This is a genomic window from Actinacidiphila sp. bgisy144 (genome assembly GCF_057708105.1).
In genome coordinates this window covers 128356-140383 of sequence record NZ_JBYIRM010000010.1, presented here as the reverse complement: position 1 = coordinate 140383, position 12028 = coordinate 128356, and the positions used below count along the sequence as shown (strand labels likewise).

The 12028-nt window shown below is 71.9% G+C and carries 10 protein-coding genes; 6 read left to right on the top strand and 4 right to left on the bottom strand.

What is annotated here, in order from left to right; genetic code table 11:
• Window positions 1-1749 (top strand): DUF4139 domain-containing protein, encoded by a 1749-nt coding sequence (locus AC3EVP_RS14430; protein ID WP_435130087.1) that lies wholly within the window; start codon window positions 1-3, stop codon window positions 1747-1749.
• A 103-nt stretch (window positions 1750-1852) separates the two neighbouring features.
• On the opposite strand, the gene AC3EVP_RS14425 is transcribed toward AC3EVP_RS14430, so the two are convergent.
• Window positions 1853-3118 carry an ROK family protein gene (locus tag AC3EVP_RS14425; protein ID WP_335979065.1) on the bottom strand — a complete coding sequence of 422 codons (1266 nt, stop codon included), beginning with the start codon at window positions 3116-3118 and terminating at the stop codon, window positions 1853-1855.
• Between the two features lie 313 nt (window positions 3119-3431).
• Between AC3EVP_RS14425 and AC3EVP_RS14420 the strand changes: the two genes are divergently transcribed.
• From AC3EVP_RS14420 to AC3EVP_RS14400, 5 genes are all read left to right on the top strand, one after another.
• Complete coding sequence (locus AC3EVP_RS14420; protein ID WP_435130084.1) at window positions 3432-4451, top strand: Gfo/Idh/MocA family protein; 1020 nt, start codon at window positions 3432-3434, stop codon at window positions 4449-4451.
• Window positions 4452-4600: 149 nt separating this feature from the next.
• The gene (locus AC3EVP_RS14415; RefSeq protein WP_435130081.1) at window positions 4601-5941 is read left to right on the top strand and encodes a sugar ABC transporter substrate-binding protein; all 1341 of its coding nucleotides are present in this window, start codon (window positions 4601-4603) and stop codon (window positions 5939-5941) included.
• A 7-nt stretch (window positions 5942-5948) separates the two neighbouring features.
• Window positions 5949-6929 (top strand): carbohydrate ABC transporter permease, encoded by a 981-nt coding sequence (locus AC3EVP_RS14410; RefSeq protein WP_435130078.1) that lies wholly within the window; start codon window positions 5949-5951, stop codon window positions 6927-6929.
• Window positions 6926-7858 carry a carbohydrate ABC transporter permease gene (locus tag AC3EVP_RS14405; protein ID WP_435130075.1) on the top strand — a complete coding sequence of 311 codons (933 nt, stop codon included), beginning with the start codon at window positions 6926-6928 and terminating at the stop codon, window positions 7856-7858. The genes AC3EVP_RS14410 and AC3EVP_RS14405 overlap by 4 nt, the downstream gene beginning before the upstream one ends.
• Window positions 7858-8922: an ABC transporter ATP-binding protein gene (locus tag AC3EVP_RS14400; protein WP_435130072.1), complete on the top strand. Its 1065-nt coding sequence runs from the start codon at window positions 7858-7860 to the stop codon at window positions 8920-8922. The genes AC3EVP_RS14405 and AC3EVP_RS14400 overlap by 1 nt, the downstream gene beginning before the upstream one ends.
• Window positions 8923-8982: 60 nt before the next feature.
• Here AC3EVP_RS14400 and AC3EVP_RS14395 read toward each other — a convergent pair whose 3' ends face one another.
• The 3 genes from AC3EVP_RS14395 to pgsB are packed head-to-tail and all read right to left on the bottom strand — an operon-like array spanning window position 8983 to window position 12016.
• A complete protein-coding gene (locus AC3EVP_RS14395; RefSeq protein WP_435130069.1) occupies window positions 8983-10071 on the bottom strand; it encodes an NlpC/P60 family protein in 1089 nt (362 codons plus the stop codon).
• A gap of 53 nt (window positions 10072-10124) precedes the next feature.
• On the bottom strand, window positions 10125-10607 hold the full coding sequence (locus AC3EVP_RS14390) for a poly-gamma-glutamate biosynthesis protein PgsC/CapC (RefSeq protein WP_335979078.1): 483 nt from the start codon (window positions 10605-10607) through the stop codon (window positions 10125-10127).
• Window positions 10604-12016, bottom strand: coding sequence for a poly-gamma-glutamate synthase PgsB (gene pgsB / locus AC3EVP_RS14385; RefSeq protein WP_435130066.1), 1413 nt, complete (start codon window positions 12014-12016; stop codon window positions 10604-10606). The genes AC3EVP_RS14390 and pgsB overlap by 4 nt, the downstream gene beginning before the upstream one ends.
• Window positions 12017-12028 lie beyond the last annotated feature (12 nt).

Sequence of the window (12028 nt, the reverse complement as noted above, 5' to 3'; positions counted from 1 at the left end):
ATGACTGCCGCCCCCGACCCGCGAACGATCACCCCCGATCCGCGGACCCCCGCCCCCGACCCGCAGCAGGCCGCCACCCGGCTGCCGATCACCGCGGTGACCTGCCTGGAGGACCGCGCCCAGGTCGAACGCACCGGCACCGTCACCCTCGCCGCGGGCACGCAGCGGCTGCGGATCGGCCCGGTCACCCCGCTGGCCGTCGACCGCTCGCTGCGCGCCGAGGTCTCCGCGCTCCAGTCCGACGGCACCCACCCGCCCGCCGGGACCGGGGACCCCGCCGGGACCGGGGAGCTCGCCGGCCCCGCCGCCCGCGTCCTCGACGCCCGCGTGATCCGCTCCTACACCCCCGCCCCGCCCGGCGAACCGGGCCGCGACGCCTCGCAGTTGCGCCGCGACGTCCACGACCTGGAGCGGGAGCTGTACGACGCGCGGCAGGTGCAGCAGCGGCAGGAGAACGCCCTCGCGGTGGTCGACCAGGCCAGGACCGACCTGCACCGCGACATCGTGCAGGGCGCGGGCGCGGGTGCCGCCGACCCGGAGCGCTGGGCCGACCGGCTGGACCGCGTCGACCAGGAGGCCGAGACCCGGATCGGCGAACTGCACCGGCTGCGGCGCCGGTTGCACGACATCGACGAGGAACTGCGCGAGGCCCGCAAGGCACTGGCGGCCACCGAGTACGAACCGCAGGTGCTGACCGCGCATCTCGAACTCGTCGTGGAGGCCGAGGAGGCCGGACCGGCCGGGCTGAAGGTCGCCCACCTGGTGCCCTGCGCGCTGTGGCGGCCCGCCTACCGCGCCACCCTGGGCTCCGGCGAGGGGACTTCGGACCGCGGCACGGTCCGGCTGGAGACCGACGCGTTCGTCTGGCAGGCCACCGGCGAGGACTGGCACGGCGTCGCGCTGTCGCTCTCCACCGCCCGCCCCACCCTGGCCGCGAATCCGCCCCCGCTCACCGAGGACGTCCTCACCCTGCGCGAGCGGTCGGCCGAGGAGCGGCGCACCGTGGAGGTGAACCTGCGGGAGGAGGAGATCCGCAGCGTCGGCGCCGACACCGCGGACGGCACGGACGGCGGGGGAGCGGCCGGCGGCACCGCCCGTGTGCCGGGGCTCGACGACGGCGGCGCGGTGCGCACCCTGGCCGCCCCGCACCCGGTCGACATCCCCTCCGACGGGCGCCCGCACCGCGTGCACCTGTCCGCTTTCACCGCCCCCTGCCGCGCGGAGCGCAGTTGCGCCCCCGAACTGTCGCCGCTGCCGGTGACCACCGCGCACTTCGCCAACACCGCCGGGCACGTCCTGCTGGCCGGGCCGGTGGACCTGATGCGGGGCAGCGGCTTCGTCGGGCGCGGCGAGCTGGCCTTCACCGGCGTGGGGGCGCAGGTCCGGCTCGCGTTCGGCAGCGAGGACACCTTCCGCGTGGTCCGCCAGGTCGAGGAGAGCCGCGACACCGCGGGCCTGACCGCCATCAACCAGCGCACCGTCATTACCCGCCGGGTGCGGCTGTTCGTCTCCCGGCTCGACGCCCAAGCGGGCGCTCCCGCACAGGAGTTGGTGATCCGCGAGCGGGTCCCGGTCTCGGAGGTCTCCGCGGTCGAGGTGAGGGTCCGCACCGACGCCTCGTCCCCGGCGCCCGACGAGGTCGACGCCGAGGGCATCGTCCGCTACACCCTCGCCCTCGGCCCCGGCGAGCACCGCGAGATCACCCTCGTCCACGAACTCACCGCGTCCAGCGCCGTGACGGGCCTGTAGGACCCGCGCCCGCCATACGCCGGCCCCCCGTACGCCGCCCGCCCCCGTACGCCGCCGGCGTCGTACGCCCGTACGCCCGTACGCCCGTACGCCCGTACGCCCGTCAGGCGATCAGCCGCAGGGTGTGGGAGAGCACGAGCCCGGCGGCGCCGAGTTCCGTGACGTGGTCGCCGGCCTCGGCGAAGACGATCTGCGGCGGGCCCGCCGCGGGCTGGAGGATGCGGGACTGCACATGGGCCTCGATCCGGCGCCGGAAGGTGTCGCCGCCGGCGATGGCGTTGCCGTGCAGGATGAACAGGCCGGGCGCCAGGATCTGCTGGAGGTTGATGATGCCCACCGAGATGTTGCGGGCGAACCGGTCGAGCAGGTCGGCGGCCCCGGGGTGGTTGCGGGCGGCCAGCCGCGCGAGCGAACCGGTCGTCATGCTCGGGGCGGCGGGCAGTCCCAGGCGCACGGCCTCGTCGCGCAGCCACCGGTCGGTGGCGATCGTCTCCCAGCAGCCGCGCTGGCCGCACTCGCACACCCGGCCGTCCAACTCCACGACGGTGTGGCCGATCTCGCCGCCCGCCCCGGCCTGGCCGCGCTGCACCGCGCCGTCGATGACGAGGCCGACGCCCAGCGCGTCGGCGAGGTAGAGCGAGGCGAACGACTGGACGCCGCGCGCCTGGCCGAACCACCGGTCGCCCAGCGCTTGGACGCGCGGGTGGTGGTCGAGGTAGACGGGCAGGTCGAGGCGGCGTGAGAGCAGCCGGCCCAGCGGCAGCCCGTCCAGCACGGGTGCGAGGTTGACCTTCATCACCGTGCCGGTGTCGGTGTCCACGATGCCGCCGACCGCGATGCCCACCCCCATCGGGGGCGTGCCGCCGGTGGGCAGCACCCGCGCGAGGCAGCCCAGCAGGGTCTCGATCACCTCGTCCGGGTCGGGGCCGTCCGGGCGGAAGCGGCCGTTCGCGGTGGCCAGGATCTCGCCGGCGGCGCTGACCAGCGCGACGTCGACCAGTCCGGGCAGCAGGTGCACCGCGGCGATGGACGGCCCGGCGGGGGAGAACCACAGCGGCCGGGCCGGCTTGCCGCCGGCCGCGCCGCTGGAGCGCGGGTCGCCCTCGGCGAGGATGCCGCTGTCGATCATCGGCTGGACGATCGTGCCGATCGCGGCCCGGGTGGTGCCGGTGAGCCGGGCCAGGTCCGAGCGGGAGAGCGGACCGATGTCGTAGAGCGACTGGAGCACCCGGGCGCGGTTGACCTGGTTGGCCAGGCTCGGGGAGATCAGCGGGGTGGCGGCGCGGGCGGGCTGCGGCCCCACCTGGGGGCGGCCGGGCGGCGGCCCTGCCGGGGTGCGGGCGTCCCGGCGGTCGTGGTCGGACCTCAAGGCGGCTCCATCGGTTGGTGTGAGTAGCCGTTCCAGTACAGCAATGGGCTACGCATCATACAAACCCAGGTGATCAACTGCGTGAGTCATACATCGAGCGACGGTTACACGGGGGAGACTTGCCCGAAATGAGGCACGTCACCTGCGGTGGAGAGTGCAGATCACGGGTGAACGCAAACCCTTGACCTCCTATGTTCGCATGGATAACTTACAAACCCTCGCCTCGGCGGTGACGAGACGAAGCCGCCCCCTCGTGCGGGGCGGGCGCACCCACGGAGCCTCCGCTCCCCGAACAGTCGTGTCAGGAGTCTTGATGGTGAACGTCGGCATAGTCGGCGCCGGAATCCGCGGGCGGATGTACGCGCAGTCGCTCGACGGCTTCCCGGACGCCCGGGTGAAGGCGGTCTGCGACCTGGACCCGAAAGCGGCCGGAAAGGTGGCGGACGAGTTCTCCCTCGCGGCCTTCACCGACCACCGGGCCATGCTGGCGGCCGGCGGCCTCGACGCGGTGATCGTCGCGACGCCCGACTTCGCCCACCGCGAGGTCGCCGTCGACGCCGCCCGCAGCGGCGCCCACCTGCTGCTGGAGAAGCCGCTGGCCATGACCGCCGAGGACTGCCGCGCGATCGGCGACGCGGTGCGCGAGGCGGGGGTGCAGTGCATGGTCGGGTTCGAGAACCGCTGGAACCCGGCCGTCCGCCGCATCCACGACCTGTCGGCCGCCGGCGAGCTGGGGCAGGTGCTGACCCAGAACATCCTGCTCAGCAACACCTACTACGTGCCGACCCGGATGCTGCCGTGGGCGGCGAAGTCCTCGCCGGCGTGGTTCCTGATGAGCCACACCGTCGACGCCGCCCTGTGGGTCGCGGACCAGCCGGTGACCTCGGTCTTCGCCCGCGGCTCGCGCGGCCGGCTCGCCGAGCTCGGCGTGGACACCTGGGACGTCGTGCACGCCCTGCTGACCTTCGCCGACGGCACCACCGCCAACCTGACCTCCACCTGGGTGCTGCCGGACTCCACGCCCTCGATCGTGGACTTCCAGTACAAGGTCGTCGGCAGCAGGTCCGCGGTCGACGTCGACCTCCAGGACCAGAGCTTCCGCCACGCGAGCAGCGCCTACACCTGGCCGGGCATGCTCGGTGGCGAGATCGACGGGCGCCTCCAGGGCCCGCCCACATGGATGGTGCAGTCCTTCGTCGCCAACCTCGCCGCGGGCCGGCCGGTCGGCCCCGGCCTCGACCAGGGAAGTCTGGTCACCGACGTCGTCCTGGCCGTCCTCGCGTCCCTGCGGACCGGCGAGGCCGTGCCCCTCGCCGCGCCGTCCACCGACTGACGCCCCTCGGACCCGGTCCGATGGAGAGATGGCTCACATCACCATTTGTCGCCCGTATCCGTCCGATCGGTGGAGACTCAACCCCAATCCGTCGGGTACCTCCCAGCCCCCAGCGCCGTCCTGAGCGCCACCCCTATGGAGCAGCCACCATGGCCCACCCCTCGCAGCACCCGCAGTCCTCGCACTCGCTGCCGAGCCGCCGCTCGGCGCTCGCCCTCGGCGGCGGCCTGATCGCCGCCGCCGGACTCACGGCCTGCTCGGGGAGCGGCAGCACCGTGAGCAGCGCCTCCGCGAGCCCGCTGGCCCCCGGCTCCACCGCCGGCGGCAGCATCCGCATTCTCGACGACAACACCAACAAGATCTTCGGCTCGGGCGTCGTCGCGCAGTTCGAGAAGGACACCGGGATCAAGGTCGAGAAGTACGAGCAGGCCAACTTCAACGACCTGCACGACCGGCTCGCCACCCTCTTCTCCGCGCAGGACTCCTCTTACGACGTGGTGATGACCTGGGCCGCCTGGTCGGCCGAGTTCGGCCGGGCCGGCTGGCTCCAGCCGCTGGCGAAGTCCGCCGTCCCCTCGGGCGTGCTGCCGGCCGCGCTGGACGCCGTCTCCTACGGCGGCACCGTCTACGGCCTGCCGAAGTTCGCCAGCGCCCAGACGATGTTCTGGAACAAGGACCTCTTCGACAAGGCCGGCCTCGCACCGGACACCGCCCCCGCGAACTGGGCCGACTTCGTCTCGGCCGCCAAGGAGCTGACCGGCGGCGGCGTCTACGGCTACGCGGCCGACATGGGCAACACCGACGGCGCCTACCAGAACTTCCTGCGGGTGCTGCTGCTGAACGGCGGCACGATGTACGGCACGGACGACAAGCCGGCCTTCAACAGCGACAAGGGCGTCGACGCCCTCGACCGGCTGGTCCGGCTGCTGCGCACCGACAAGGTGATGAGCCCCTCCAGCCTCCAGATCACCAACTCCAGCGACCTGAACACCCTGTTCGCCAACGGCAAGGCCGCGATCGTCTTCAACTGGCCCTCGCAGTACCCGGTCGCCGCCGCGAAGACCGCACTCGGCGCCGCCGCCGTCGGCAGCGGGATACTCCCCGGCATCTCGGTCAGATCCGCCTCGATCGACGGCTCCGAGGGCTTCGCGATCAACAACTACTCCAAGAACAAGGCCGCCGCGCTGAAGTGGCTCCAGTACGTCACGACCCCGGCGGTGCAGCGGGAGATGGTGCAGAAGGAGGGCTGGTTCCCGGTCACCTCCTCGCTGCTCCAGGAGAAGGCGGTCACCGCCGAACTGCCGATCGTCAGCACCTACCTGAAGGAGTCGCGCTACCAGATCAAGCGCTTCGGGGCGCCCTGGTACAGCGACGTGGTCCAGCAGCTCTCCACCAGCATCACCAAGGCGATGCTCGGCCAGACCACCCCCAAGAAGGCCCTCGACACGGCGGCCGACCAGGCGTCGACGATCATCGCCAAGTACAAGTAGGTCACCCATGCCGGCAACCACGCTGACCCCGCCCAGCCGACCGCACGCCGCGCCCCGCCCCGGCGCGGGCCGCGCCGAACGCGGCAACCGGCGGTTCAACCTCCTGCTGATGGCGCCCGCCGTGCTGGTCGTCCTCGCGCTCTTCGCCTACCCGATCGGCTACGCCGGCTGGCTGTCGCTGCACCAGTGGAACGACAAGATCAGCCCCGTGCACCCGTACGTCGGGGTGGACAACTACCACCAGCTGTTCTCCGACCCCGCCTACCACGAGGCGCTGAACCGCACCGTGTACTTCTCGGTGATCACCGTGCTGGCCGGCGTCGCGCTCGCGATCGGCCTGGCGGTGCTGCTCACCCAGCAGTTCCGCTTCCGGGCCCTGGCACGGGTGCTGCTCCTCGTCCCCTGGGCGGTGCCGCCCGTGGTCAACGGGATCATGTGGCACCTCATCTTCGACGGGGACACCGGCATCGCCAACACGGTCCTGCGGCACCTGGGCGTCATCGACACCAACAAGCAGTGGCTCTCCTCGCCGACCTCGGCGATGAACGTGCTGATCTTCGCCGAGATGTGGAAGCTCCTGCCGTTCCTGACCCTGCTGTTCATCGCGGCGCTGCAGGGCGTGCCGGCCAACCTCTACCGCGCGGCCAGCATCGACGGCGCCGGCGCGATCCGCCGGTTCGCCTTCATCACCCTGCCCAGCATCCGCACCACGATCCTGTTCGCGCTGATCGTGCAGAGCATGTGGTCGCTGAAGGTGTTCGACACGATCTACGTGCTGACCGGCGGCTCCGGCGGACCGGCCGGCGGCACCACCACCATCAACTTCTTCGCCTACCTGACGACCTTCAGCAACCTCGACCGCGGCTACGGCGCGGCCATCGCCATCAGCATCATGGCGCTGGTGCTGCTGATCGCCGTCTTCTGGATGCTGCTCTTCCGCGCGCCGTCGTGGTTCGTCGCCCGGGGCATGAGGAGGAAGACCGCGTGAACACCTCCCGCACCGCCCCCGCACCCGGTGCCGCGCCCGGCACCGCCCCGGCCCCGTCGGCGCCCGCACCCGCGCCCCGTACCCGCCGCGGCCTGTCCCGGCGGGCGAAGAAGCGGGCCGTCACGGTGCTGCACCGCTTCCTGCTCGTCGTCGCCCTGCTGTACTTCGTCGCGCCCTTCCTGTGGATGCTGGTGTACAGCGTCTTCCCGGCGGCCGACCTGCAACGGGAGAACCCGAGGCTGCGCCCTGGCGACCTCACCTTCTCCTCCTACTCCCGCCTGCTCAGCCAGAGCAGCTTCCTCCAGCCGATGCTCAACTCGGCGGTGGTGGGCCTGCTCACCACCCTGATCTGCCTGGCGCTGGGCTCGGTGGCCGCCTACGGACTGGCCCGGCTGCGCTTCCGCGGCAAGCAGGTCCTGCTGCTGGCGATGATGTCGACCCAGGCGATCCCGGTGATCGTGCTCGCGGTGCCGCTGTTCATCGTCGTCCGGATGCTCGGGCTGTTCGACACCCCGGCCGCCCTGGTCATCACCTACACCGCGTTCATCCTGCCGCTGGTGATCTGGATGATGGTGGGCTTCTTCGAGGACATCCCGCTCAGCCTGGAGAAGGCCGCGCGGATCGACGGCTGCAACCGGTGGCAGATCCTGTGGCGGATCGCGGCGCCGCTGGCCGCCCCGGGCCTGGCGGCCACCGGCGTCTTCGCCTTCATCACCGCCTGGAGCGACTTCTTCCTCGCGAAGATCCTCACCGCGAGCAACGCCACGACGCTCCCGGTCAAGACGGCGTCGTTCCAGGGGCTGTTCGCCAACGACTACACCTCGGCGGCCACCGCCGGCGTGATCACCACACTGCCGGTCATGTTGCTGGCGCTCGCCGCACAACGCTGGATCGTGCGCGGCCTTACCGAAGGAGCTGTGAAGGGCTGATGGGAGAAATCGTTCTGGACCGGGTCCACAAGTCCTACGACGGAAAGACCTCCGCGGTGGAGGAGATCTCCTACACCGTCGAGCGCGGCCACTTCGTGACGCTGCTGGGACCGTCGGGCTGCGGCAAGTCCACCACGCTCAACATGATCGCCGGCCTGGAGGACATCTCCGGCGGCACCATCACCATCGACGGCAGCCGGGTCGACGAACTCCCGCCGGACAAGCGGGACCTGGCGTTCGTCTTCCAGGACTACGCGCTGTACCCGCACATGACCGTCTACGAGAACATGGCGTTCGGCCTGCGCATGCGCAAGACCCCGAAGGCGGACATCGACCAGCGGGTCCGGGACGCGGCCGAGCGGCTGTCCCTCGAACCGTTCCTGGACCGCAAGCCCAAGGACCTGTCCGGCGGCCAGCGCCAGCGCGTCGCGCTGGGCCGGGCCATCGCCCGCCGCCCCGCGGTGTTCCTCTTCGACGAGCCGCTGTCCAACCTCGACGCGCTGCTGCGCGACCGCACCCGCACCGAACTCAAACAGCTGCACCAGGAACTGGGCGCCACCAGCGTCTACGTCACCCACGACCAGGAGGAAGCCCTCACCCTGTCCGACAAGATCGCCGTGATGAGCCGCGGCCGGCTGGAGCAGTACGGCACCCCCGAGGAGATCTACCACAGCCCCGCGACGGAGTTCGTGGCCGTCTTCGTCGGCAAGCCGTCCATCAACCTGTTCGACGCCGTGCTCGACGGCGGCCGGCTGGCCGTACCCGGCACCGGGATCACCGTCCCCGGCGACGGCATCACCGAGCCGTCGGTACGGCTGGGGCTGCGGCCGGACGAGCTGGTCGTGCACCAGCAGCCGGCGGACGGCGACGTGCGCGCGAGCGTCAAGCTCATCCAGCCGCTCGGGCACGCCACCGACGTGGCGGTGACCGTCGCCGGCGTCGAACTGCTCGCCCGCGCCCCGGGCTTCCTCGACGTCCGGCCCGGCCAGGAGGTCGGCGTGGACATCACCGGCGCCCGCCGGCACGTCTTCACCGCCGACGGCACCCGGCGGCTGTCCGACTGAGGCCGGGCCGCCGCCGGGTGCAGGCTGCCGGCGGCCCGGCGGCCCGGCGGCCCCGGGCGGTCACAGCCGGCGGGCGACCCGCAGCCCCTCGGCGTAGAAGCCGCTGCCGTCCAGCCGGGCGACGCCGGCCAGATCGCCCATCGTGGGGCCGTTGGCCTGGGAGCGGCTGGAGTAGAACCGCGGGTGGCCCTGGTCGTCCAGGCCCAGGTAGAGCCCGCAGTGGTCGATGGCCAGCGGCTTGCCGATGTTGATCGCGAAGAACACCAGGTCGCCGGGTTGCAGCATGCTCAGGTCGGTGGGCTGCTGCTTGGTGTCCGGGATGAGCAGCACCCCCGGCGCGTAGGCGGCGATCGCGTAGGCGCGGCGGGGCAGGCCGATGCCCGGGGTGTTGGTGGTGTGCAGCGGGTAGCCGCTGCGGTAGCCCCACACCAGGCGCATGAAGCCGGAGCAGTCCACGTCGCCGTAGCGCGCCTTCTCCGGGGTCATCCGGGTGCCGTCGGGGAAGGTCCACGGGATGCCGAGGTAGTCGTAGAAGTCGGACTTCTCGTCGCGGTAGTGGAAGGACGTCTGCGACTCGCCGGGCACCTTGGGGCCGAAGGCCGCGTCCCCGGCGTAGCGCAGGCCGTCCGCGTTGTGGCGGACCGGCGCTCCGTCGCCGTACTCGAAGGCGGTGGCGATGACGTCGGCGCCGCGGTCGGCGAGGGTCTTCGGGAACCACTTCCGGAACCAGGCGGTCTTCTCCCGGCCGTGGCTCCACTCCTTGTCCATCAGCCGCACCCAGGCGTCGCTGCGCACCACCGCGGTGGTGGTGCGCGGCTCGCTCCAGGTGCGGGTGGGGCCGGTGAGCACCGCGGTGCGGGCGCCGTCGGTGAAGGTGGCCAGCACCCCGCCGTCGGCGGCGCGCACCACGGTGCGGGCGGGCTTGGACAGCCGCTCGTACCGGTACCCGCCGGTGGGCACGGCCGTCGGCGACGCGCCGTCCTTCGCCGGGGCGGCGGCCTGTGCGCCGTCGCCGCCACCGCTGCCGCCGCGGGAGGCGGCGTACCCGCCGACCGCTCCGGCCGCGGCCACCCCCGCGATGGCACCCAGGACACCCCGGCGGCCGAACTTCCGCGCCGGGGCGCCGTGCTGCGACGGATCGGGACTCATGACACGGTCTCCTCGGGGTTTCGGCGGCGGTTGCGGTCGGGTGGGAGGTGGGATCAAGTGGTGGGCAGCACACCGAGCAGCAGCCCGGCGGCCAGCACGACGTACGCGGCCAGTGTCACCGCGGTGGTGGAGATCGCGGTGGCCGCCATCGGCTGGCGCACCATCTGGTAGGCGATCAGCCCCGGCACGATGAAGCCGAGCGTCTGCGTGGTGTACAGCAGCGGGTACTCGTGCTGGAGGCTGAGCATCACCGTGGCCTGGAGCAGCACCGCCACCAGCACCACGGCCGCGAACAGCCGCTTGCCGTAGAGGATCACGTTGCGCTGGAGCAGCTTGGTCACGCCGAAGGTCAGGACCGTCACGCCGACCATCAGCCCGGCCCGGCCGGCGTCGGTGATCAGCGTCAGCGCCAGCCAGCCCGGGGTGATCATCCCGCCCGGCGACAGGTTGGTGGTGAGGTAGCAGACCAGTGAGAAGACCAGGCCGAGACCGATGCCCAGGGCGGCGATCTGCGGGGTGACGTCGGCGGGGATCACAGCGGCTTCCTCATCATGGGGGCGCGGTCGTCGGAGTCGTAGGGGTACGCCTGGTCCGGACGCGCCTGCGGCACGGGTGCGGGCAGGGCGGGGTAGGGGCTGTGCGGCGTGTGGTTGTCCAGCGCGGCCACCCACTGGAACGGCTCCGGCTCCGGCGGGCGGGCCACCGCGATCTGGAGGGTGTCCTCGGGGTTGCCCTCGGGGACGTACATCACCGGCTCGTCGGTGTCGTCCAGCGGCAGTTCCGCCAGGCACTCCAGGAACAGCTCGCCCTGCCCGTGGATGTTGCCGATCGCCACCAGGGAGGAGTTCGGGGCGAGTTCGGCGAGCATGTCCCGGGTCAGCAGGTGCGGGTCGCGGCGGTCGCCGCCCAGGTCGACGACGCGGCCGGTCCACTCGGCGGGGATGCCGTCGCGGGCGCTCTTGACCGGGTTGCCGATGAGGAAGACCGCGTCCGGGGCGAGGTCGGGGATGATCGCGCCCATCTGGGCGTTGCGCTCCACCCGGTCCGGGCGGCAGTTGATCACCACGTTCAGCGGGCGGCGGATCGCGCCGAGGTCCTCGAGCTGGCGGACGTTCATCAGCGTGGACTCGGGGTCGTTGGCGGCGAAGACGTTGGCGAACCGCACCCGCTTGCCCTCGGCGGTGACATACCGCTCGACGGAGAGCACTCCCGGGTCCGGCGGCGCGTCCCACATGCCGCGCAGCGCGGTCTGCCGGTCCACGCCCAGCAGGTCGGCGACGGCCAGCGCGATCGCGACGTTCTCCTTGAAGGTGAACCAGCTGAAGCCGCGCAACTCCGCGTCGGTCACCGTCTCCGGATCGACCGCGATCAGCCGGCAGTCGCGCTTGGCGGCCTCCTCCTTGAGGATGTGCAGCCGGTCGCGTTCGGCGGTGACGCAGATGCCGCCGACCGGCATGGACCGCGACAGCGAGCGGGCGACGTCGTCCAGGGTCGGCCCCATCTCGGCGAGGTGGTCCTCGCGGACGTTGCACAGCACGCCGATGGTGGAGCGGATCAGCTTCTCCTGGTTGATCTCCTGGAGCGCCGGCATCACCGCCATGCACTCGATCACCAGCGCGTCCGGCTGGTAGGTCGCCGCCCGCCGGACGATGCCGATCTGCTCGACCACGTTGGCCAGGCCGAACTTGCGGTACACCGGCTCCTCGGTGGCGTCCGGGTGGATGAACCGGGCCGCGGTACCGGTGGTCTTGGCCACGGTGACCAGGCCGCCGCCGCGCAGCGCGCCCGCGCACAGCCGGGTGATCGAGCTCTTGCCGCGGATGCCGTTGACCAGCACCCGGGTGGGTATCTGGTCCAGCGAGGCATTGTGGCGGCGCTGTTCGACCACACCGGCGACCAGCAGCACGGTGCAGCACGTCAGCAGCACGAGATAGAGGAACAGCACGTCGTTTCGTTT